This is a genomic window from Thiopseudomonas acetoxidans, assembly GCF_030362935.1.
GTDB lineage: Bacteria > Pseudomonadota > Gammaproteobacteria > Pseudomonadales > Pseudomonadaceae > Thiopseudomonas > Thiopseudomonas acetoxidans.
On the sequence record NZ_JAUCDY010000001.1, the window covers coordinates 1 to 19,639 of the forward strand.

The window sequence follows — 19,639 nt, forward strand, 5'->3', positions numbered from 1 at the left end:
GTAGATACCGGTTGCCTCCATCAACACGGTAATCTCATCAGGCTCAGCCTTTGTCTGTGCTTTTAGCCATGTATTCAACGCGTTACAGTCTGTGGCACTGTTCTTAAATACTTTGGTTTTGAACTTATTTTTTTCTACATCACGTAGCCAGCAACAATCGAGCTTCGCTTTACTGACATCAATACCGATATAATGCATCTCTCACTCCCCTTGTACATACAGCATCACTGAAAACAGGTGCTTGGATACCATTCAATGTATGAGAATAAAAGAGTCTGGGCGTTCATCTACAGGACAGCATCAAGTGCTAAGGTCGGAATCAACATCACCAGACTCACCGGAACAGAGGTAGCTAACCTCAGCTCCAAGAGAGATACAAGGTCTGCCTTCAGGCTGACATGTCGCCCTGAAGGGCGACCCTTACAGAAGAAGCTGACACAATGCCGGCAACCCTAACATGTCGCCCTAAAGTGGAACCTACAGGAGCATGTCTTGTGGGTTGGCTCAGCTAAGGCTGTAGCGGTTAAGCAATTGCATCAACACAGAACCTTCAATCTGTACTAAAATGGTCAACATTAAAGCCAGTTAAACCATAGGTGTTGCCGTGTCAGTGAGCCAAAACCCGTTGTTGCAAGATTTTGATTTACCACCTTTTTCAGAAATTAAACCCGAGCATGTTGAGCCAGCGATTGACCAGCTGCTGGCAGACAGCCGTGCGCGAATTGCTGAGTTACTGGCGCAGCAAGACAGGCTCAACTGGGACAACTTAATTTTACCCATGGATGAAATATCAGCACGCTTAAGCAAGGCGTGGGGTCCGGTAAGTCATTTAAACTCAGTGTGTAATAGTCCTGAACTTCGCCTCGCTTACGAAGCCTGCTTGCCCAAGCTGTCCGAGTTCTGGACAGAGCTGGGGCAAAATAAACAGCTTTTTACCGCCTATCAAAAAATCGCTAACAACGCTCAAGCACAGCAATTGAGTGATGCCCAGCGTAAAGTGCTAGAAAATGAGTTAAGAGACTTCCGTTTGTCGGGGATTGATTTACCTGTCGATAAACAGCAACGTTACGCCGAGATTCAAAAGCAGCTGTCTGAATTATCCAGTAAGTTTTCCAATAATCTGCTCGACGCTACGCAGGCTTGGACCAAGCACATTACCGATGCGCAGGATCTGGCTGGTGTGCCTGAATCAGCCATGGCGCAATTGGCACAGGCCGCGCAAGAAAAAAATCTACCCGGCTGGCTGGTTAATCTAGAGTTTCCCAGCTATTACGCCATCATGACCTATGCTGATCAGCGCGAGCTGCGCGAAGAGGTCTATACCGCTTACAGCACGCGCGCTTCTGAGCAAGGCCCCAATGCCAGCCAGTTCGACAACACCGAGGTGATGACGCAAACGCTGAACTTGCGTCAGGAATTAGCCCAGCTACTGGGCTACGCCAACTATAGCGAGTTGTCACTGGCCACCAAAATGGCCGAGTCCACCGAGCAGGTGTTGACGTTTTTAGAGGATTTGGCGCAGCGCAGCAAGCCGTTTGCCGAGCGTGATTTAAACGAGTTGCGTGCCTATGCGGCTGAGCAGGGCTGTGCGGACTTGCAGAGCTGGGATCTGGGTTATTACAGCGAAAAATTACGCGAGCAGCGCTACAGCATCAGCGAAGAAGTTATTCGCCAGTATTTCCCGATCAACAAAGTGCTAGGCGGTCTGTTTGAACTGGTAGAGCGCTTATTTGCCATTCAAATTCACGAAGAGCAAGCGTTTGAGCGCTGGCATCCGGATGTACGCCTGTTTACCATCAGCGAGTATGGACAGCCCATTGGGCGCTTTTACTTTGATCTCTATGCCCGTGCCAATAAGCGCGGCGGTGCTTGGATGGACGGTGCTCGGGATCGGTTCCGTAACAGCGAAAATGAGCTGGTATTGCCCGTTGCTTATTTGGTGTGTAATTTCACGCCAGCGGTAGGGGAGCATCCAGCGTTGTTGACCCACGACGAAGTGACCACATTATTCCATGAGTTTGGTCACGGTCTGCATCATATGCTCACGCGTGTTGAACAGTTGGGCGTATCCGGTATCAATGGTGTGCCTTGGGATGCGGTGGAGTTGCCGAGTCAATTTATGGAAAACTGGTGCTGGGAACCTGAGGGTTTGGCATTAATTGCTGAGCATTATCAAACCCAAGAGCCCTTACCACAGGATATGCTGGAGAAAATGCTGGCTGCGCGTAATTTCCAGTCGGGCATGCTGATGGTGCGCCAGCTGGAGTTTTCCCTGTTTGATTTTGAGCTGCATAGCAGTCATGGTGATGGTCGCAGCGTGCTTGAAGTGCTGGACAGCGTGCGTCAGCGCGTAGCGGTGATAACGCCACCGGCGTGGAACCGTTTTGCTAATAGTTTTAGCCATATTTTTGCCGGTGGCTATGCGGCCGGCTATTACAGCTATAAGTGGGCAGAGGTGTTGTCAGCCGATGCCTTTGCGCGCTTTGAGGAAGAAGGCATTTTAAACCCCGAAGTAGGTCAAGCATTTCGTAACAGCGTGTTGGCCAAGGGCGGATCTTATGAGCCGCTGGAGTTGTTTATCGAGTTTAGAGGGCGCGCGCCAGAAACTGATGCGTTATTGCGCCACAGTGGTTTAACCGGACAAGTTGCCTAATCGGCGAGGTGGAACGCATGAGCGAAAAAGTACAGCCTAAAAAACAGTTTATTGCCGGAGCGGTTTGCCCTGCTTGTGAAGCTATGGATACCATTCGGATGTGGCGCATTGATGAAGTGCCATATCGTGACTGTATCAACTGCGGCTTTAGTGACAAGTTAAATGCACAGGGCAATTCGGTGCCGTTAGAGTTACCTACGCGAGTGAATCCACAAGATAAAAAACCAGTGGTAAAGCAGGGAAAGACAGTGCAGTTTTTTCCTAATCCTAAGTTAAAAAAGAAAACAGGAGAGAACGAGTGAGAATCCCTGCACTAATAACCCTTTGTTTTATGCTGGTGTTTGGTTCTGCATGGGCTAACGAACCTGTGACTACTGCCTATGTTAGTCTGCAGCCTGCCGTGATAGGTAACTACAACGCCAGTGGTGGCAAGCTCAAATTTTATAAGGCGGATATAGCGTTACGCGTCAAAAGCAACAATGTAGCGCGCGTTGAATACCATCTACCTTTGATAAGAGATCAGTTGGTGATGCAGTTTGCTCGGCAGACTGATGAAGATTTTGCCAGCGTTGAAGCTAAGGAAGCAGTACGTCGAGCCGCTTTGATGCGTGTCCAGAGTGTGCTGGAGCGCGAAGAAGGCGAAACCTTGGTTGAAGACTTGCTGTTTAACAACCTAGTGGTACAGAAGTAACGAGCAGCTGTGATTGGGTCAGCTTTTGGGGTTGACACAGCTTTTTTAGGCTGGCTTCGAGCTTGTGGGTTGGCCCAGATCTTGTGGGAGCGCAACTTTTGCGCGATTGGTGGTTGTCCATGTAGATCATGCCTTTAGGCTGACATGTCGCCCTAAAAGGGCGACCTATAGGAGCATGTCTTGTGGGATGGCACGGCTCTTTTGATTGACAGAACGGGGTGGTGCCAGCCCGTACTAGTGCCGGTGAAATGCTGTGAGCTGCTTTTATTGCAGCAGCTCGCGTAGTTCATCCATGGCTTTTTGGGCTTTAAATTCTTCATACAGCGCTTCGGTCGACATGGGGTCGAGTTTGCGGTTAGAGCCGTCGACCAGCGTATCAAACACTTCGCGGGTGTTTTCCAGCACTACTAATGCACAGAGATACTTTTTGCTGTCGATGGTGGCAAAGGAAATTTGCTCGGGTTTGCTACCGGCCAGTGTTTCATTAGAGATTTGCTGGCTGACCTGCTCAAAGGTTCCACCCACATGCTCGCTGTCACCACTGGTGGTTTTGCGGCTGTAAAGTTTATCCAACACACTGGCTTTGACCTGAATCTGTTGCGCCAAATCCGCCCGTGCGGCAGCGATAGCTTGGGCGCGATCAGCGGTCATTGAGCCGGACCAGTTAACACAGGCGGATGAGGCCAAACCCTTGTTGGACTTAGGCAGAAATACCCAATCAGGTGCATTATCGTTTGTGCTATGGGCGATAGGTCCGGTGTTGCTTGGCGCGACCGGCGCTTGTTGATTCGAGGCGCAAGCGCTTAATGCTAAAGCGGCTGCAAGAGTGAGTACTTTTTTCATTATTGGCTCTCCATGTACTTGGCGTAAGAGTGTTGGCGTTCGGTGACTTTCTTTAGATAATTTTTGGTTTCTGCATAGGGTAAATGTTGCAACAAGCGTTGATATACCTGCTCCGGTGTCATGCTGTTCGCTTTGCGTGCTGCCGCATCCAGCGAGGTGGTTCCGGTTAAGGCGCGTGATACGTTACCGGGGCCGGTGTTGTACGCAGCAATGCTCATTAACAAGCGGTTATGGTCGTTGGTAACCTTTTTGAAATAACGGCTGTTGAGCAGGTGCAAATACACACTGCCGGCCTTGATGTTGTTTTCCGAGTTATACAGCTGTTGCGGAGTAAGCAGATAAGCGCGTCCGGTTAGATATTCCGTAATATCCTTGCCAGCGGACTGAGGCACAATTTGCATCAGGCCAAAAGCTGGGATGTGTGAGCGTGCCATCGGGTTAAAGCTGGATTCAGTATGGATAACAGCTAACACCAATTCAGTCGGTAAACCATATTCACTGGCATGACGTGCGGCGGGCTCGACAAACTCTTGGGCGCGCTTATGCGTGGCACCGGCTGGCAGCTTAATAGTAATGCTAGTTTTTTTACCGGCGCGCTGAATCTGTGGCTGTGCTTTTTTTGACTCAGCAGCTTCGTTGCGTGACAGTAAGGTTTGCATGGCGTTGAAGGAGTGCTGCTCAAAACTGACACCAGCGTTTATATGAATAGGGTCGTTTTTAGCGGCCTCATACACTGTTTTCTTGCTCAGTTGCTCAATGCGCTGGCGCATTAAATCAATGCCTTGCTGATCGGAAAGCTGGTGATCGAGTAACTCAAGCTCTATTTGGTTGTTTTCATAATCAATAATTAACCGTTGCAGCCTGTCATCTGAGTATTCAATCCAGTGCTGCTGATCGGGCAGCTTGACGTCTGGCCAGTGCTGGCTTATTTCATTTTTAAAGCTTAGCTCGGCATCTTTCCATTGTTTTACAAATTGGGCGAATTCACGTTCATTTTGCTGTTGAAAAGCTTGGAATTCGCTGCGTGAGGCTTGTTTAAACTTCTCGAACTCGGCATCCATGTCTGCGGCATTAGCGTAGGTATTCCAACCAAGCAAGCTACAGGTAACTAGAGAGATCATCTGCTTTTTCAGCATCTTCTTGCTCCTTTTCTTGTTCTGCTTGCTGCAACCAGCGGCGACATTCAACAGAGTTACAGTTTTGCGCTAAATCAATCATGGCCTGCCAGCGCTGCTCTTTAGCCCATATGGCTAAAACAGCTTCTTGTGCTTGGGTTAGGGTTAACGAATTAACGCGTAAATTATTATCCAGATAACGTAGCTGTTGTTCAGGGTTGGCGAGTTTGGCAATCAGCGGGACGGCATCAGCAGAGCTGAACGGATGCTGCATGGCAAACTTAACCAGCGCATTCACACTTTTTTTGTCTTGCTCATAATCCATCATCCAAGCCGCACGCACCGCTAAAGCAGCGAGGTTTTTTTCTTCATCAATGATGCTGACATCGGCCTTGCAGTGCAGCCAAGTGCCTTGGCTCCATGATTTGTAGTTATCGATATGCGCTTCGATAAAGCTGACTTGATCGGGAACCTTGGCTTGTAGTTTAGCCGCAAGCTTTTCTCTAAGCTGCTGCTGTAACGGCAAGGTTAGTGCTTCGCGGCAGGCAATATTCCATGCGCTGGTGGGCAGGTCTTTCTTCGTGGTAACGCGCGCGGAGTCGCCTAGCAGTTCTTTTTCAAACACACTGCTAGGCGTTTGCGCGTAGAGACTAAGCGGCGGTACACAGAGTACCGCAGCAAGTAACGTGCGCTTAAGCATTATAAATCGCCTGAATTAGACACGGCGCCTGAAGCTCCCTTGGGGTTGCTAGACTGTTGATTTTGTCCGCCGAGGGTATTGATGCGCTTGGTGTTGCCTTGACTGGCACCGCTTTGACCACGGCTAGTTTCGCGTGCAGCTTGCTTGGCGGTCGCTTCGAGGCTCGGTGCATATACGGCAATACTGTAGGACCAGTAGCCATCGTCACTATTAAAGGAACGGGTGTTTACGCCTGCTGGTACTTGGCCTTGAGAAACATCATAGTAGGCATCTGAAGCGCTAAACTGGTTCACAAAAGAGGTACGTTCTTCGCCCAGTTTGTTGGCTTGCTGCGGGTCTTCTAAGGCTGGGTCTTCATATTCAAACTGCTGGGTAAATTCAGCCTGCTTTTCGTCAAATGCACCTTTCCAATACACTTCGCTGCCTTGCAGGGTGCTGATCAGTGCCGAGCGGGCTAGAGTTTGTGACTGTTTTTTAGCTTGGTCACCCAGTTTTCGCTGGATGTTGGCATTAGAGTTTTGGCGTTTAATGGCCGAGCCGTAACCTAAAACAATCACTTCACCGGTTTCTGCATGGGTGATTACCTTAGCGCCTACTGGTGGCAGAACACCGCTTTTAACATCGGCTACGACTTGCTTGAATAACGCGTTAGGATCGCTAGTTAATGCGGTTGCGCCGGCATTGCCACGAATCTGTGCGCGGGTTTTAGGGGTGGAAATCAGACTGACACGCACGGTTTTGTCGTCGGTATTGTCAAGTACATCAAAGGTGACATAACCCGCTAGGGAGCCTTGTACGGACTCTAAACAGGCTTGTTTGCTTTCTTCTTTGATATTGGCAAGGCTTTCTGTGCCGCTATCAATACCGCTCAGTGTGCTGTCGGCCAACGTATCGCAGCGCAGCTCTGAGCCTTGCATGTTTTCTACTAGCTGCTTTTTTGACACCAAGAAAGCGCGGTTGTAAGCGGCACGCTTGGAGAGCAGGGTGGCGTTAAGATTGTCGTAGGTTTGGTAAGATGCTGTGCCAATAGACAAAATACCCGTGCCGCTGCCGACTTGGATCATACGCACGCCGTCCTCATCGTCTTCGATCAAGCTGTAGTGAGCGACCTGTACACCATCTTTATCGTTTTCAGCAATGACCAAATTGTCTGTTATTGTTACGTTGGCTTGGGCGGCAGCAATATTGCTGTCAGCACGTGCGGGTACTAAGTCGGTCAGATCAAAGTCTTCTGCATGGGCAGCCTGAGCGGAAAAAGCAATGAGTGCTGCTAGTAGTGTTTTTTTCATGAGTAACATCCTAAATGTTGTTTATTGAAAGACAATTTCATATTCGTTGCGCACCTGCGCTGTGGGCAAATCGGTGCTAAGTATGGGTTGTAAGCTTTGGCTAACGGCGGCAGCTAAATTACTCGTGCTGTCTGGATAACGCAGTGATACGGTGACAGCGCGGCTATTGGCATGGGTAACCACGTTGGATGCACCGCCAATGGTTGCCATCAGCGCCTGAACTTTTTCAGGGCTGGCTAGATAGCGCTGGCTAATGATCACTTTATGAACCAAACCACCCTGAGAGACGATATTGGTAAAGCCTTTTTGCAGACTTTGCTTCAGTGCTTGTGCTTGTTCAGGTACAGCAAGGTGCACATCGACCAAATTACGCTCTGCGTCTGGTCCGTTGGGTAGGGCAATAATGCTGCTGTCATTTTCCCAATACGAATATTGATTGCCGGACAGGTCTTTAACAATGGTGGTGAGCGCTAGGCGGCTGTTGTTGTCCCGAGCCATGAGCTTAGCTTCGGCGTGCAATACTAAATTAGCCTGATTATCAACTTCAATTCCTTGTGAGCTAAGCCAATCCATCAATGTGTTTTTGATACTCTCGGGCGCATCGACTCGTACTCGTGGCGAACCAATGGCCGCCAGAATATCACGGCTGGCGCCAATGACTTGTTGACGCTCAACTACCGCCTGAATGGTTACTTCCACACCATTATTAGCTAGGTCTTTGCTGCTAAGCAGCGTCCATTCTTTGACCATGCCTGAAGAGCGGGTATGTAATTGCTGGGAGATGATTTCTTGTAGGTTTTCTTTGTCTTGACCGTTGAACAAGCCAAATTCAGAGGAATTAAACTGGCTGCGCTGTTGGTTAATCCACACCCCTACTACTTGTGATACCGCACGCTTGAGGGCATCTAACTCAGCAGCATTGCGGGCAGAAAGGTTGTTTTTTCGATCTGGCCAGCCTTCACCGGTTACAACGACCGTCGCGGTTTGTTCGGCTTGCGACCAGTCAACACCATCCGTGTCTGCGCCGGAATCTAGGCTGGCAGAGCGCGCTAAGGTAACTTCCAAGCAGGTGTCGCTGCCTTGCAAACGAGGGCGTGAATAGGTCACGGGCAGTGATTGCGTAAACAGTCCTTCTTGTTGCATAGAGCGCAGGCGCGATAACCAGTTGATGGTGTCTTGGTTACCAGCTAGCTGTTCTTGGCTCATGCTGTCAGCGTAGAGTGTGCTGCCGCGGATAAATTCTAGAATTTCCACGCTGCCTTCTGCCAGAGCCGAGGTGACAGCGGTTTCTCCGCGCCCGTAGACGCACACGTCAGCGACGATGTCACCTTGTTTAGAGATGGAAACATCCGCCAGCGCTGAGCAGGATAAGCTAAGCAGCAGGGCTAGACTTGTTTTTCTCATGTGCGCGTATCCAAGAATTTTTCAGGCGTGCCAACGGATACAGCAAAAATCTTGGTACCGGGTGCTGGACGGTAAATGGCATTTTGGCTTTTCTTGCGCACATCACGTGCAGTACTGCTTTGCTTCCAACGGGTAATTTGTCCAGTGGCGCTATTGCGCGATGGGTTAACATGGGCCACGCCAATGGGCTCAACAAAGCCTGCTTCGTATTGGAAAATAATCATAGTTTCGCCGGGTAATACGCCAGCGTCTTGTCCGCGATCTAAGCTTACTTGTCCGTCACGAATTCCTAGCACCTGTGCTGTGGCCGGCATTTCCGAGAGCATGCGTGTGAGTAAAATATCGATACCGCGTGAGCCCATATCGTTAATTACGCTGTTGACGTGGGCGCTATCAAAGTAGCGAAAGCCAGTCACGTGGCGGTTATTGGCCATGACGTACTTAAGCTCGTTACGGTCGCGCACGTCTTCTGATTTAACACGAATTTTGCCCAAGTTCGGGTGTGACATCAGCTCGCGCGTAAAGGGGTTGAGTGTCGCTGCTGTCAGTTCTAGGGTGTAGTCCATCCAGCCGCTGATACTGCCTTCGTTTTTTACGGTACGTAGGGTATCAATTTTGACGATAAAGTCAGGCTGTAATACACGTTGCTGAACTGCGCGCGTAGCTAAGGCAGTGGCACCTTGTTGTTCAAGGAATGTTTGTTGTTCTTGTGCGATAACATCATCATCGCGCGTAATAATGCGGAAGCGGTTAATGCCAGCAAACTGATTTTCCAGCATTAATAATAATTGTTTGTCGTCATACTTTCGCAGTGCATCAACGCCTAGACCCTCACCGCCAACATCAGTGCCAGAAAAGTACATACGTACAATGGGTTTGCGCAGTGGACAGTTCTCGTTTTCGTTGGCTGGATTAAAGGTGCAGTTATCCAGCCCCTGTGTATTAAAGAAAGCTGGCACCTGAATGTCGTTATCAGTAAATGTATGCGCCCCTTTGGCGACTACAGCGCTAGAGGCGCGATTACTTGGCTGCGAGGTTGAGGTTTGCGAGGCAGGTTGAACTGTTTTACAACCTGCTACGCTTGCGATGACTACTAGCACGGTCGCTAGCATAAATGTATTGCGCATGGTGTTTCCTTAATCAAAAAACCAGACTGATAAGTCTTGGCTAACATAGTCTAGAAGTTTTCTTTGGGCATCTTGGGCGGCAGCATCAGCTGTGTTACCAGCACCAATCACCGTAACTTCTTGGTTTAAGTAGGGGCTAAAGGGTTGTTGAGCATCCAGCAGGCTCAGATTAACCACTAAGCGGTGCAGTAGGTTCTGCGAAGATTTGGCGGTGAAGGAGCGTTGCTCAACCTTGAGCCAGAAGTGCTCGTCTGTGGAGCTGGGAAACTGTTTGGCTAGAGCAGCCGCGAGTGATTGCAGATCGTGTGGGTGAATAATACGAATCCCTGCATTTTGCAGTGCGCGATTAGCGAGTTGGCTTTGTTGCTGCAGCTGTTGGCGTTGTGTGCGGGTGTCGTATTTAAGTCCAGCCAGTGCGCGCTCGTAACGCTGCGCCTGCGCAATTCTGTTTTTGTTTTGCAGCGCCCAAAGGATAGTGCTTTTAGGTTGCGGGTGGGGCGCTGCGAGCTGGGTTTGCTCGGTGATACGATCGAGCAAAGTACGTTCCAAGGCCTGACGGGTAACGCTCAACTGAATTGCAAACTCACCCGCATGCTGGTATTGCTGCACAACCTCCAAACCATTGATATCCAGAGTAAGCGTTTGTACGGCTGTGTGCTCGGTAAAGCTGTGTTGGCTTTGCCCGGCTTGTTTGCTGAGCGTTAAGTCTTGTTTGGTTTGCACCTGGCTGCTGAGCTGAGTCATCAGGGTTGCCAGAGCATTGAGCTGTGCTGCTTCATAAGACTCGCCAGCACCTGCAAACACCACATGGCTGGTGTTGAGCTGGATTGGGGCGAATACCCAGTCAGGCATGTTGGCAGCGAACAGACCTGTATGAGTGAACAGCAGAGCAGCAAGTAAGCTCTGCATACACCAGTGCATGAAGTACTGCGCGCGGTATCTTGGTAGCGCAGCATCACCATCTAGGCTGTTATGTTGAGAATCCAGAGTGCATTTTTTCATCAAGCTGAGGCTAATCCTTATGTCCTAGTGCGTGCTTTTTACTTAGCAGCCAGTTCGCGTTCGAGGTTCTCGATAGCGGCAATGGTCTTTTTGTCCACGTCAATCAGTCGGTTAGCTTTGTTAGCCAGTTGGATTTGTTTTTTGGCTTTTAATAACGCTTGGCCAATGTCTGCAGGCTCTAGGGTTGGCTCTGTTTCCTGATTTGTGTTGTTGCTGTTAGCGTTATTGGAGAGGCTGTTGGCGTTCAGTCCGGAGAGGAAATTGTTATTTTTAGAGAAACTGCTTAGCATGCTTAATCCAGTGGCGGCTGCCACTTCGTTGGAATGTTCTGACAAGATGATTGCGCTCTGAGCCAGCTCGAACAGAATCTCGGTAGTCATTTTAGCGTTGGCTTCACTGATTTTGCTGGTGGCTTGTTTGTATTCTTTAATTTTGGGGCCGATTTTTTCATCCTGATTTTGCGCTCCAGCATCAAACTCATCGATAGCTTGTTGCAGGCGTTGGGGGTCGTTAGCAATGATTCGGTTGGCACTAAGGAAGGCTTGTACGTCGGTGTGGCTATCAGTGACGGTGCGATATTCAGCCATTACTGCAGCTTGGCGTTCGAGCAGTGAGGCGGCCGTATTTAAAAAACCATCTATGCCGGGAATGAGTTCTTGACGATCATAGCCTATGGTGGAGATTTCTTCGGACAACTCACTAATTGCTTTGTCGCGATCAAAGTGGGCTGCTGTGCTGTCGTCAAACTTTTCCATTAGCACGCAGCCTTGCAAAATGAGCGCGCAGCCGAGTAAAAAACACGTGTTCTTCACTATATATTTCCTTTGCTAGCATTTTTATCGGTTTTGATATTACTTTAATATTTAGATGCTGCAAGTGATTTTTTCTGTGAAAAAAAATGCTTTCCCGTTAGGAGTCATTTGCTTAGGTCGGAGGGTGCTGGTGTTGTGAGTTGTGCGTGAGCACTATAAGTGAGGTGTCATGTTGCGGTTAGGCGTAACTTGGCTGCAAAAAACCATTGCCCAGCTTGTCAGATAAAGAGTAATACATCTGACAAGCTGGGTGTGGTGGGCTTATAAAAAGTTAAATTTAGGCTCTTTTGTGGGTGATGCGACCATTGACCAAAGTATAGTGCACAGCGCCCGGGAGGCAGTGGCCTATAAAAGGACAGTTTGCACCCTTGGAGTACCAGTCCTCACCGACGAGAGTTTGCCCCTGCGGGTCAAAAATAACGATGTCCGCATTAGCGCCAACGTTCAGTGTGCCGGCGTTGAGGCGCATGGCAGAGGCGGGGCCGTTGGTGAGTCGCGCCAGGGCTGTTGGCAAATCGAAAACGCCTTCCTCGACCAGACTTAATGCCAGTGGTAGCAGTAACTCAATGCTGCTAATTCCGGGCTCTGTGTCAGCAAAGGGGTTTTGTTTGGCGTCCGCTTCGTGAGGTTGGTGGTGGCTGGCAATGGCACTAATCACGCCAGAGCGTACGGCTTCACGCAGGCCTTCGCGGTCAGCGACTGAACGCAAGGGTGGTTGCACATGATAAAGGCTGGAGAAGTCCATCAAAGCTTCGTCAGTGAGAATCAGCTGGTACATGGCCACGTCTGCGGTAACCGGCACGCCACGGGCCTGTGCTTTAGCAATCAGTCGGGCACCGCGCACGGTAGTGATTTGACTGAAGTGCGCACGTACACCGCTTTGTTCGACGAGCAGCAAATCACGCGCTAAAGCTATGGTTTCAGCGGTTTCTGGTATGCCGGCTAAACCACGGAAGCTGGCCATGGGGCCTTCGTGTGCGATTCCGCCTTCAGCAAGATCGCGATCCTGCGGGTGGAAAATAACGGTTAGGTCAAAGGTGGCAGCGTACTCTAAGGCGTGGCGCAAGGAGCGGTTATTGGTGAAGCTGTTTAGGCCGTTAGTGAAAGCCACACAGCCCGCATCACGCAGGGTAACCAGCTCAGCAAGTTGCTCGCCGGCTAAACCTTGGCTAAATGCACCGAGAGGAAAAACTTTGCACGAACCATGGTCGCGCGTCTGATCTAAAATCAGCTCAGCGACTGCTGGGGTGTCTAAAATAGGCTTGGTGTTGGGAGTGCAGCATAGGCTCGTCACACCGCCAGCCGCCGCCGCGCGAGTTTCGCTTGCGATATTGCCTTTACGTCCATAGCCGGGCTCACGTAGAGCTGCGTTGATATCTACCAAACCTGGAGCAGCAACCCAGCCTTGTGCATTAATAAGGCGCTCGGTTGAGAAGCCGCGCGGCATTTGTCCAATGGCGATGATTTTTCCTTGCTCAATGAATAGGTCACTAACCTGATCCAGACCGCTGCTAGGATCAATGAGGCGTGCACCGCTTATTTGTATACGCATTAGTTAGCCTCCTGTTTTTCAGCATTGAGTTGACGCTGTTCGTTTTGCCCGCTCATGGCCATTGATAAGACGGCCATGCGTATAGCGATGCCGTAGGTAACCTGGTTAAGAATGACCGCTCTAGGGCAATCAGCCACTGATGACTCAATCTCTACGCCACGATTAATGGGGCCCGGGTGCATGATGATGGACTCTGGGTGAGCTAAGCTTAGGCGTTGTTCGGTTAGGCCGAACAAACGATAAAACTCGCTTTCGCTGGGTAGCAAGCCTGAGCGCATACGTTCACGTTGCAGGCGCAACATAATGATGACATCGACGTCTTTTAGACCCTGCTCAATATTGGTGTAGACATTAACGCCATATTGCTCAATACCAATAGGCAGCAGTGTTTTAGGGGCAATAACACGGATATCTGGGCAGCCAAGAGTTTTTAACGCCAGCATATTGGAGCGGGCAACCCGCGAATGCAGGATATCACCGACGATCGCTACTTTTAGCTGGCTAAAGTCACCTTTGTGTCGGCGAATCGTGAGCATGTCCAGCATGCCCTGTGTCGGGTGCGCGTGCCGTCCATCACCACCGTTAATAATGGCTACATTGGGGCTAACGTGTTCGGCGATAAAATGTGTCGCGCCTGAGTCAGCATGGCGAATCACAAACATATCAGCCGCCATGGCTTCGAGCGTGCGCAAGGTATCGGTTAGGGTTTCGCCTTTGCTGGTGGAGGATGTGGAGACATTAAGGGTGATTACGTCGGCTGATAAGCGTTTAGCAGCCAGCTCAAAGGTGGTGCGGGTGCGGGTCGAGTTTTCAAAAAAAACGTTACACACCGTCATCCCACGCATTAAAGGGACTTTCTTCACAGCGCGGGCGCCCACTTCTAAAAACGAATCAGCGGTGTCTAATATTTCAGTGAGCAGTTCGGCGGATAAACTATCAAGAGAAAGGAAGTGGCGCAGGCGACCATGTTCATTGAGTTGCAGCGGGCATTTTGTTGAGGGGGTCATTGGCTGTGTCTCGTGGTTTAGAAGTCTATTCAGTGCTTCCTAGAGTTTTCAGTTCTATGGCTAAGGGCTCGGGGCCGGTTAATTTTACCCGCTGATTTTGCGCAAGGGAAAGAGTTTCTCCAACAATATCTGGACGTATGGGGAGCTCGCGCGCATTTAAATCTAACAGGCACACCAGCGTTACTGAGGCGGGACGGCCATAGTCAAACAGCTCGTTCAGTGCTGCGCGTATGGTGCGACCACTCATCAATACGTCATCAATTAGCACCAGATGTTGGTTTTCGATTTCAAAAGGCAGCTGGGAGGGGCGCACTTGTGGGTGCAGACCGGTACGGCTGAAATCATCACGATAGAATGACACATTAAGCTCGCCCAGTGGGTTGTCTGCGCCTAGCGCTTTTAGCAGTGCTTTGGCTACCCAGACACCGCCGGTATGGATGCCAATAAACTGTGGGTTCTCAATTCCTTTTTCAGCCAGTTGCTGCTGCAGTTGTTGCGCAATAGAGCTGATCAGTAGGTCGGGTTGCGGGAGCATAAGGCAGGACTCCTTAAATGGTTGAAAATACGTCTTTATGCTGCTGGCAACTATAACCTGTTAATTCAGGTTTTGCTCTAGCCAGCCTTGCAAAAGTAATGTAGCGGCTAATGCGTCGACAGGGTTTTCGCGGTAATTGGTTTGCGTGCCATGCGTGCGCATCTGTTCACCTTTGGCCGCATAGGTGGTCAGTCGTTCATCATGAGTGTAAACGGGGAGGTTAAAGCGGCCATTTAAACGCCGAGAAAACTTTTGCGCACGTGTGCACATAGCGTTGGTAGTGCCGTCCATGTTGAGTGGCAGACCAATGACCAAAGCATCGGGCTGCCACTCTTTAATAAGAGCCGCAATTTCTTCCCAGTTCGGGATGCCATCGCGTGCTTTTAAAGTGGTTAAGGGGCGAGCCTGTTGCGTGAGTGCCTGACCTACAGCAACGCCAATTTGCTTGGTGCCGTAATCAAAACCCAGCAGCAATTTAAAGGACTTAAGCGTTTCCGGCATGATGGCTTAACTGGCTCAGTTGAATACCTAGGGTAGCAGCTGCGGCTGCGCGTTTCTCATCGGCAGGTGTATCGAAAATAATGGACGGCTGGGCTGGGCAGGATAACCAGACATTATCCTTGAGCTCGCCTTCAAGTTGACCTGCGCCCCAGCCAGAATAGCCTAGCGCAATCAGGTGTTTTTCTGGGCCTGTACCCTCCGCAATACTGGATAAAATGTCGCGGGAGGTGGTTAGACTGAAGGCGCCTATAGTAGCTGTTTGCTGGTAATTATGTCCATTAGGGTGGAGCACAAAGCCGTGCTCCATTTGTACGGGCCCGCCAGTATAAATAGGGATGTCTCGGGTATGAGCTGCGGCGAGTTGTTCAGGGTGCAGCTGTTCCAAAACCTCGGCAAGACTTAAGCCGCTGACTTGGTTGATAACGATACCCATGGCGCCTTCTGCGCTGTGTTCAAACAAATAAATTAGCGACTCACCAAAAAAGGAGTTGGCTAGGCTGGGCATGGCGATCAAGAAATGATCGGATAAGTAGCTGTGAACTGACATAACAAATACTCAAAAAATAAGTGAAAGACTGCGAGACTGGCTAATGTTGAATTACCTGAAACAGCTTTGGACACGCCGGGCTTAGCTTGCAAACCCTTTGATGGCAAACTAGCGGCAGCTATATTAATGACTGGTGAGGTAGTCGTCGCGACCAAAGCGCCAAGTACGAATAATCTCTATTTGATCAAATTTAGAGGCCATCTCACCAGTAAATGGAGCAAATGGAGCTGAAAGACGTACTATTCTTTGCGCTGCCTCATCAAGAACGGGTTCGCCCGATGATTGCATAACTGCCAACTCAGCGATTGTGCCATCACTGCGAATCACGACAAGTAAACGTAGACTACCATAGATACCTTTACGACGAGCTTCATCGGGGTAGTTTAGATTGCCGATGCGTTCGACTTTTTTGCGCCAAGTATCTCGGTACCAAGCACTGATATCACGCTTAGTAGCAGCAGTGTTTTGCCGGCTGATCCGCGGGCGTTTAGTGCTTTCTTGGCGTACTCGATGGTATTCGGCTTCAAGGCTGGCGATATCCATGGCCAGTTGTTCGCGGTCAAGCAGGGGGGCCGCTCGGGTGGGCTGCATTTTTTCTTGCACCTTGGTTTCTTGGACGACTTTTTCTGGACGTTCGTGCAGGGTGCTGATTACAGGGTCCGCAACAACGACAGGCTCAGGTGGCTCAAGCGTGCTATCAATGCTGACTTCATTAAACTGGTTGTCCTGGATGATGGGTTTGATGTCGGTGGTGGGTGTGGCTTCGTGCTCTAAAGTTCCGCTGCCTTGTTGGCTGACTTGAGCAATGTAGTCTGCTTCCTGGGGAGCCTTTTCATTCGCTATGATTGCCAAGGTTACTTCCAACCCTTTGCTCATGGATGGCAAATCTTCGACGGTAAAGTTCACGCCTAAAATAACGGCCAGATGCAGTAAAGCAGCGATGGCGAGGGTAAAACTAAGCCGCCCAGTGGCTTCAGTTTCAGGGGGATAGTCAATGGTGGAAAGCGTACTCATTGATTTTAGAAACACCTAAGAAGTATGTAATGCTAATACGTTAATCGCTAATGGGTTAAGTTTGCCTAGAAACTGAAAAAATATCTATTTGCTTGCAGTGACAATGCTGCATAGTTCGCATCCAAGCGCAAAGGTGCATGTGCCGCTGCGAGGAAGGACGGCTCTGCACCTTGATGCTTCCTTTAATGTGTAATGCGTTAGCGCTGGCTAAGTTTGTCGGCAATAGATTGCATCAGTTGATCGCCAATATTGGTGTCGTAAGCGGCGTCGATTTCGCGAATACAGGTTGGGCTAGTGACATTCACTTCAGTCAGGTAGTCACCGATCACATCCAGGCCAACAAAAAACAAACCACGTTTGCGTAACTCGGGGCCTACTTGTGCGGCTATCCAGCGATCTTTCTCGGTTAGCGGTCTGGCTTCGCCGCGTCCGCCTGCAGCAAGGTTGCCGCGGGTTTCGCCATGGGCGGGGATGCGCGCCAAGCAATAAGGCACGGGTTCGCCGTCAATCATAAGAATACGCTTGTCGCCATCCTTGATTTCAGGGATATAACGCTGGGCCATAATTTGTTGACTGCCGTGTGCGGTCAATGTTTCTAAGATGACTGATAGGTTGGGGTCACCTTCGCGGTGGCGGAAAATGGAAGAGCCGCCCATGCCATCGAGCGGTTTGAGAATGATGTCACGGTGCTCTTTGGCAAAGTCCTGCAGAATGTCGCTGCGTCGGGCAACCACAGTGGGTGGTGTGCACTGGTTAAATAAGGTAGCAAAGTATTTTTCATTGCAGTCGCGCAAGCTTTGTGGTCGGTTAACAATAAGCGTTCCTGCATGTTCTGCCTGCTCGAGTAAATACGTGCTGTAAACAAATTCGTTATCGAAGGGCGGGTCTTTGCGCATCAAAATGACGTCAAGAAATGCTAAGGGGGTATCAGTTTCGGCTTCTAAATCGAACCAGTGTTCGGGATTATGGTATACACGCATGGGTCGCATACGCGCCTTTGCTTGCCCCATGGATTGATACAGATCTTTTTGTTCCATGTAATAGAGTTCCCAGCCGCGTGCTTGCGCCGCAAGTAACATGGCGAGAGAGCTGTCTTTCTTGAATGAAATACGATCAATGGGATCCATGACAATGCCAAGGCGAATAGTCATAAGTGGTACTCCGATAAATTATAAACGATGTAGTATGATGCGCTGATTTTAAAGGCTTTAACAAGAGCGGACTAAGTGGCGCAGCCAGAGCTAGGCATAGGTCAATAAAAAGCTTTGTTTGTCCAAGGTTGATGGAATGCAGTAAAAATGTGTGTTAAAAAGGAGCTGTTTTGACAAGTATGTCATGGACTGCTTGTGAAATAACAGTGCAGCAATCGTTCACAGTAACGACGCACCAATAATGGTAGGGCGAAGATGGAACAAAACTCAGTGAGCTTAAAGGTTATGGTTATCGACGATTCAAAGACGATTCGTCGCACTGCAGAAACTTTGCTGAAAAAAGTAGGTTGTGATGTGATCACGGCTGTTGATGGCTTTGATGCCTTAGCAAAAATTGCAGATACGCACCCCGATATTATTTTTGTTGATATTATGATGCCGCGCTTGGACGGGTATCAAACATGCGCGCTGATTAAGAACAACGCTGCATTTAGGTCAACACCTGTAATTATGCTTTCATCCAAGGATGGGCTCTTTGACAAAGCTAAGGGACGAATAGTGGGTTCAGACCAATACTTGACCAAGCCCTTTAGCAAGGAAGAGCTCATAGGTGCAATCAAGGTGCATGTGCCGTCATTCATACCTGTAGAAGCATAATTATAACAGTAGTGGTTACTGATACTGAAAAGAGGAAAATATGGCTCGTATATTAATTGTCGATGATTCTCCAACTGAAGTTTATAAACTGGCGGCAATGTTAGAGAAAAATGGCCACCAAGTTTATAAGGCGGAAAATGGTCAAGATGGTGTTGCATTGGCACGTCAAGAAAAGCCTGATGCGGTACTGATGGATATAGTGATGCCGGGTCTAAATGGATTTCAGGCTACAAGACAGTTAAGCCGCGATCCTGAAACAGCTCATATCCCGGTTATTATTGTAACCACTAAAGATCAAGAAACTGACCGCGTTTGGGGTAAACGCCAAGGCGCGCGCGATTATCTAACTAAGCCTGTGGAAGAGGCGGTGTTAGTTAAAACACTCAATGCGGTGCTTGCTGGCTAATGCGTCTTACGGACAAAGATATGACCAAGCAATCATCACCCTACGCAACCCTTGTCGCGATTGAAAACAGCTGCAGAAAAGCGGCAGCGGGCTTGCCTTCTCAGGAAGAAAAAGTTGAAAGCTGGCGCGGCATTGGTTTTCGTATCGGTGAACAGCATTTTGTAGCGCCTATGAGTGAGGTAGCAGAGGTTTTGCATGAGCCTCGTTATACCTTGCTGCCCGGAGTAAAAAGCTGGATCAAGGGCGTGGCTAATGTGCGTGGTCGTTTGTTACCAGTCGTAGATTTGAGTGAATTCTTACAGTCCGAGCCTTCAGCTAATAATAAAGAGCGACGAATCTTAGTTGTTGAGTACCAAGAGGTTTTTGCTGGGCTCATTGTTGATGCGGTTTTAGGGATGCAGCATTTCGCACTTAACAGTTTTAGTGAGCAACTAACCGATGTAAAGAGTAACTTGCAAGCGTATGCGCACGGTGTGTTTCATCGTGAGCAAACTTGGATGGTGTTTAGTCCTTATGCCTTGGCTAAAAGTGGTGGGTTTTTGGACGTGGTTGCTTAAGTATAAGCATAGAGATTTGTTTAATCAGTTTTTAACTGGCTGAGCAAAAGTGTGTAATAACTTCAATGTATAGGTG

The 19,639-nt window shown here is 49.4% G+C and carries 22 protein-coding genes; 6 read left to right on the forward strand and 16 right to left on the reverse strand.

Features of this window, described 5'->3' with window-relative positions:
- A partial coding sequence (locus tag QEZ41_RS00005) for an IS110 family transposase (protein ID WP_289409219.1) occupies positions 1-198 on the reverse strand: 198 nt, incomplete at its 3' end.
- A gap of 412 nt (positions 199-610) precedes the next feature.
- Here QEZ41_RS00005 and prlC point away from each other — a divergent pair.
- The 3 genes from prlC to QEZ41_RS00020 are packed head-to-tail and all read left to right on the forward strand — an operon-like array spanning position 611 to position 3,344.
- Positions 611-2,653 carry an oligopeptidase A gene (gene prlC / locus QEZ41_RS00010; protein ID WP_289409698.1) on the forward strand — a complete coding sequence of 681 codons (2,043 nt, stop codon included), beginning with the start codon at positions 611-613 and terminating at the stop codon, positions 2,651-2,653.
- Between the two features lie 17 nt (positions 2,654-2,670).
- Positions 2,671-2,955: a YheV family putative zinc ribbon protein gene (locus QEZ41_RS00015; RefSeq protein WP_289409220.1), complete on the forward strand. Its 285-nt coding sequence runs from the start codon at positions 2,671-2,673 to the stop codon at positions 2,953-2,955.
- Positions 2,956-2,984: 29 nt separating this feature from the next.
- A complete protein-coding gene (locus QEZ41_RS00020) occupies positions 2,985-3,344 on the forward strand; it encodes a flagellar basal body-associated FliL family protein (RefSeq protein ID WP_289409699.1) in 360 nt (119 codons plus the stop codon).
- A gap of 264 nt (positions 3,345-3,608) precedes the next feature.
- Here the strand turns inward: QEZ41_RS00020 and QEZ41_RS00025 are convergent, their stop codons facing one another.
- From QEZ41_RS00025 to gshB, 15 genes are all read right to left on the reverse strand, one after another.
- Positions 3,609-4,187 (reverse strand): hypothetical protein, encoded by a 579-nt coding sequence (locus QEZ41_RS00025; RefSeq protein WP_289409222.1) that lies wholly within the window; start codon positions 4,185-4,187, stop codon positions 3,609-3,611.
- Positions 4,187-5,323, reverse strand: coding sequence for a transglycosylase SLT domain-containing protein (locus QEZ41_RS00030; protein ID WP_289409223.1), 1,137 nt, complete (start codon positions 5,321-5,323; stop codon positions 4,187-4,189). Before QEZ41_RS00030 ends, QEZ41_RS00025 begins: the two co-directional genes overlap by 1 nt.
- Positions 5,286-6,002 (reverse strand): hypothetical protein, encoded by a 717-nt coding sequence (locus QEZ41_RS00035; protein WP_289409225.1) that lies wholly within the window; start codon positions 6,000-6,002, stop codon positions 5,286-5,288. Before QEZ41_RS00035 ends, QEZ41_RS00030 begins: the two co-directional genes overlap by 38 nt.
- Positions 6,002-7,291 (reverse strand): hypothetical protein, encoded by a 1,290-nt coding sequence (locus QEZ41_RS00040; RefSeq protein WP_289409227.1) that lies wholly within the window; start codon positions 7,289-7,291, stop codon positions 6,002-6,004. The genes QEZ41_RS00035 and QEZ41_RS00040 overlap by 1 nt, the downstream gene beginning before the upstream one ends.
- A gap of 21 nt (positions 7,292-7,312) precedes the next feature.
- On the reverse strand, positions 7,313-8,695 hold the full coding sequence (locus QEZ41_RS00045) for a hypothetical protein (RefSeq protein ID WP_289409229.1): 1,383 nt from the start codon (positions 8,693-8,695) through the stop codon (positions 7,313-7,315).
- A complete protein-coding gene (locus tag QEZ41_RS00050; protein ID WP_289409231.1) occupies positions 8,692-9,822 on the reverse strand; it encodes a hypothetical protein in 1,131 nt (376 codons plus the stop codon). The genes QEZ41_RS00045 and QEZ41_RS00050 overlap by 4 nt, the downstream gene beginning before the upstream one ends.
- A 9-nt stretch (positions 9,823-9,831) precedes the next feature.
- A complete protein-coding gene (locus QEZ41_RS00055; protein ID WP_289409232.1) occupies positions 9,832-10,824 on the reverse strand; it encodes an LPP20 family lipoprotein in 993 nt (330 codons plus the stop codon).
- A 38-nt stretch (positions 10,825-10,862) separates the two neighbouring features.
- The gene (locus QEZ41_RS00060) at positions 10,863-11,579 is read right to left on the reverse strand and encodes a hypothetical protein (RefSeq protein ID WP_289409233.1); all 717 of its coding nucleotides are present in this window, start codon (positions 11,577-11,579) and stop codon (positions 10,863-10,865) included.
- A 334-nt stretch (positions 11,580-11,913) separates the two neighbouring features.
- Positions 11,914-13,188, reverse strand: a complete 1,275-nt coding sequence (locus tag QEZ41_RS00065; protein ID WP_289409234.1) for a dihydroorotase — start codon at positions 13,186-13,188, stop codon at positions 11,914-11,916.
- Entirely contained in the window at positions 13,188-14,195 is a 1,008-nt protein-coding gene (locus QEZ41_RS00070; RefSeq protein ID WP_289409235.1) for an aspartate carbamoyltransferase catalytic subunit, read from the reverse strand. Before QEZ41_RS00070 ends, QEZ41_RS00065 begins: the two co-directional genes overlap by 1 nt.
- 25 nt (positions 14,196-14,220) lie before the next feature.
- Positions 14,221-14,730 carry a bifunctional pyr operon transcriptional regulator/uracil phosphoribosyltransferase PyrR gene (gene pyrR / locus QEZ41_RS00075; protein ID WP_289409236.1) on the reverse strand — a complete coding sequence of 170 codons (510 nt, stop codon included), beginning with the start codon at positions 14,728-14,730 and terminating at the stop codon, positions 14,221-14,223.
- A 60-nt stretch (positions 14,731-14,790) separates the two neighbouring features.
- Entirely contained in the window at positions 14,791-15,231 is a 441-nt protein-coding gene (gene ruvX / locus QEZ41_RS00080) for a Holliday junction resolvase RuvX (RefSeq protein ID WP_289409238.1), read from the reverse strand.
- Positions 15,215-15,778 carry a YqgE/AlgH family protein gene (locus tag QEZ41_RS00085; protein WP_289409240.1) on the reverse strand — a complete coding sequence of 188 codons (564 nt, stop codon included), beginning with the start codon at positions 15,776-15,778 and terminating at the stop codon, positions 15,215-15,217. Before QEZ41_RS00085 ends, ruvX begins: the two co-directional genes overlap by 17 nt.
- 123 nt (positions 15,779-15,901) lie before the next feature.
- Positions 15,902-16,792 carry an energy transducer TonB gene (locus QEZ41_RS00090; RefSeq protein ID WP_289409242.1) on the reverse strand — a complete coding sequence of 297 codons (891 nt, stop codon included), beginning with the start codon at positions 16,790-16,792 and terminating at the stop codon, positions 15,902-15,904.
- 197 nt (positions 16,793-16,989) lie between these two features.
- Positions 16,990-17,943, reverse strand: coding sequence for a glutathione synthase (gshB, locus tag QEZ41_RS00095; protein ID WP_289409243.1), 954 nt, complete (start codon positions 17,941-17,943; stop codon positions 16,990-16,992).
- A 255-nt stretch (positions 17,944-18,198) separates the two neighbouring features.
- On the opposite strand from gshB, the gene pilG reads away from it, so the two are divergent.
- From pilG to QEZ41_RS00110, 3 genes are read left to right on the forward strand one after another with little or no spacing between them, the layout of a single operon-like run.
- Entirely contained in the window at positions 18,199-18,600 is a 402-nt protein-coding gene (gene pilG, locus QEZ41_RS00100) for a twitching motility response regulator PilG (RefSeq protein WP_289409245.1), read from the forward strand.
- A gap of 40 nt (positions 18,601-18,640) precedes the next feature.
- A complete protein-coding gene (pilH, locus tag QEZ41_RS00105) occupies positions 18,641-19,006 on the forward strand; it encodes a twitching motility response regulator PilH (RefSeq protein ID WP_289409246.1) in 366 nt (121 codons plus the stop codon).
- Between the two features lie 20 nt (positions 19,007-19,026).
- Entirely contained in the window at positions 19,027-19,563 is a 537-nt protein-coding gene (locus QEZ41_RS00110; RefSeq protein ID WP_289409247.1) for a chemotaxis protein CheW, read from the forward strand.
- Positions 19,564-19,639: the final 76 nt, after the last annotated feature.